The following is a 2629-nucleotide window of genomic DNA, read 5'->3' as shown; positions in this document are numbered from 1 at the left end:
GCAGGCGCAGCGGCGAGGCGATGTTGTCGTACACCGTCATCGCCGGGTAGTTGATGAATTGCTGGTACACCATCGCCAGATTGCGATCGCGTACCCCCACGCCCGTCACATCCTTGCCGTCGACCAGTACGCGGCCGGTGGTCGGCCGGTCCAGCCCGGCCATGATGCGCATCAGCGTGGTCTTGCCGGCCTGCGTCGGCCCGAGCAGCACGTTGATCGCGCCGGGCGCCAGCCGCAGGCTGGTCGGGTACAGATGCGTCTGCGCCCCGACCACGGCCGTGACCTGGTCCAGTTCCAGAATCAATTGCGTCTCCCTTTCTTATTACGTTTCTTGTTCGGGTGCCGCGGCGACTGCGGCTACATCATGGCGCGCTCTGTGCCACCGGTTCGGCTTCGTCGGCCGGCAGGTGCCGCGCCAGCCAGCCTTCGAGGCGGCTGCGGTCGGCATCGCTGGCATAGAGGCCCAGCTTGGTCCGTCGCCACAGGATGTCCTGTGCTGTGCGGGCCCATTCGTGTTCGATCAGGTAGCGAATTTCGGCCTCAAACAGACCCGGCGTCACCTCGGTGCCCAGCGCTTCCAGACCGGTTGCGCCGGCCAGCAGCGTGGTCACGCGCGTGCCGTACTGGTGCGCGTAGCGCGTCGCCAGCTTGCTTGGTAGCCATGGCAAACGTTTTTGCAGGCGCGCGACAAAATCGTCGAAGGTGTATTCGGCGACGAGCTGGCCCGGCGCTTCCAGGTCGCCGCCCGGCAGGGAGGCGGTGGCCGTCCACGACGGCTTGCCGGCGGCCGGCAGGTGCGGCGCCAGTTGGTCCAGCGCTTCCTCGGCCAGCTTGCGGTAGGTCGTGATCTTGCCGCCCCAGACGTTGATGAGCGGCGCGCTCTTGCCGTCGGCGCCGGTCTCGCATTCGACCAGGTAGTCGCGCGTGATGGCCGAGGCGTTGGCGGCGCTGTCGTCCAGCAGCGGGCGCACGCCCGAGTAGCTCCACACCACGTCGGCGGGGGTGAGCTGCTGGGCGAAGTAGCGGCTGGCCATCTCGCACAGGTAGTTGATCTCGCCAGCGTCGATGGCAACCTTGTCCAGCGTGCCCTTGTATTCCAGGTCGGTCGTGCCGATCAGCGTGAAATCGTTCTGGTACGGGATCGCAAAGACGATCCGCCCGTCCGGGTTCTGGAAGATATAGGCGAACGGGTGGTCGAACATCCGCCGCACGACGATGTGGCTGCCCTTGATCAGGCGCAGGCCACGCGTGCTCGGCAGCGCATGCGCCGCGCGGGCAAAGTCGGCCGCCCACGGCCCGGCTGCGTTGACGATGGCCTTGGCGCGCACCGAGCGGATGCCGTCCGGCCCCACCAGCGAGGCGTGCCAGCCGTCGGCGCGGCGCTCGGCGTTCAGGCAGCGCGTGCGGGTGAAGATCTGCGCGCCGCGGTCAGCCGCGTCGCGGGCGTTGAGCACCACCAGGCGGGCGTCGTCCACCCAGCCGTCCGAATAGACGAAGCCGCGCGTGTAGCCCGCCTTGAGCGGCTGCCCGGCCGGATGCCGCGCCAGCTTGACCGACTCCGAGCCCGGCAAAAAGCGGCGGCGCGCCAGATGGTCATATAGAAAGAGGCCCGCGCGGATCATCCACGCCGGGCGCTGCGCCGCGTCGTGCGGCATCACGAAGCGCAGCGGCCACATGATGTGCGGCGCCATGCGCAGCAGCACCTCGCGCTCCTGCAGCGCCTTGCGCACGAGGCTGAATTCGTAATATTCGAGGTAACGCAGCCCGCCGTGGATCAGCTTGGTCGAGGCCGAAGAGGTGTGCTGGGCCAGATCGTCCTTTTCACACAGGACCACCGACAGGCCACGGCCCACGGCGTCGCGCGCGATGCCGACCCCGTTGATGCCGCCTCCGACCACCAGCAGATCACAGTCCAGATGCGAGGCATCGGTGTGTTGCATGGTTGCTTTATGTTCAGTTGAGCGCGCAATTCTTGCGAACTGTCACACGTTGGCGGATAGTGTAGTGAAAGGCGAAAATAAAGCAACATAGGGAATCGCCTAATCCGCTCACATGTGTTCGTTTGTGTTCATTTGATGCTGCCCCGCCACCGCCAGATCCTTGAATACGTCCGCCAGCACGGCGATGCCTCCGTCGATGCGCTGGCCCGCGTGCTCGGCGTCACCACCCAGACCATCCGCCGCGACATCCGCCAGTTGGAAGATGAACGCCTGCTCGCGCGCTACCACGGCGGCGTCGGCTTGCCGTCGTCGGTCGAGAACATCGACTACGACCAGCGCCAGGTCCTGCACATCGACGCCAAGCGCCGCATCGCCGAGGTCGTGGCGCGCCATATCGAGCCCGGCCGCTCGCTCATCATCAATATCGGGACGACGACCGAGGAGATCTCCAAGGCATTGGTCGGCCAGAATGGGTTGCGCGGGCTGCGCGTCATCACCAACAACCTGAACGTGGCGTCCATCCTGTCGGGCAGCCCGGACGCCGAGGTGATCGTCGCCGGCGGCCTGGTGCGCAACCGCGATCGCGGCATCGTCGGCGAGGCCACCATCGACTTCATGAAGCAGTTCCGCGTCGACATCGGCATCATCGGCGTCTCCAGCATCGACGAAGACGGCACGCTGCTCGACTA

At 66.3% G+C, this 2629-nt stretch carries 3 protein-coding genes; 1 reads left to right on the top strand and 2 read right to left on the bottom strand.

Annotated elements, in window-relative coordinates; genetic code table 11:
- On the bottom strand, positions 1–304 hold a 304-nt coding region (locus QZ609_RS26245), incomplete at its 3' end, for an ATP-binding cassette domain-containing protein (RefSeq protein WP_295501368.1).
- A 58-nt stretch (positions 305–362) separates the two neighbouring features.
- Positions 363–1940 (bottom strand): glycerol-3-phosphate dehydrogenase, encoded by a 1578-nt coding sequence (gene glpD / locus QZ609_RS26240; protein WP_295501365.1) that lies wholly within the window; start codon positions 1938–1940, stop codon positions 363–365.
- Between the two features lie 135 nt (positions 1941–2075).
- On the opposite strand from glpD, the gene QZ609_RS26235 reads away from it, so the two are divergent.
- A partial coding sequence (locus QZ609_RS26235; RefSeq protein ID WP_295501362.1) for a DeoR/GlpR family DNA-binding transcription regulator occupies positions 2076–2629 on the top strand: 554 nt, incomplete at its 3' end.

The organism is uncultured Ralstonia sp., assembly GCA_913056305.1.
Lineage (GTDB): Bacteria > Pseudomonadota > Gammaproteobacteria > Burkholderiales > Burkholderiaceae > Ralstonia.
Note: the sequence above shows the minus strand (reverse complement) of the source record. Positions and strands in the feature narration are given on the sequence as shown.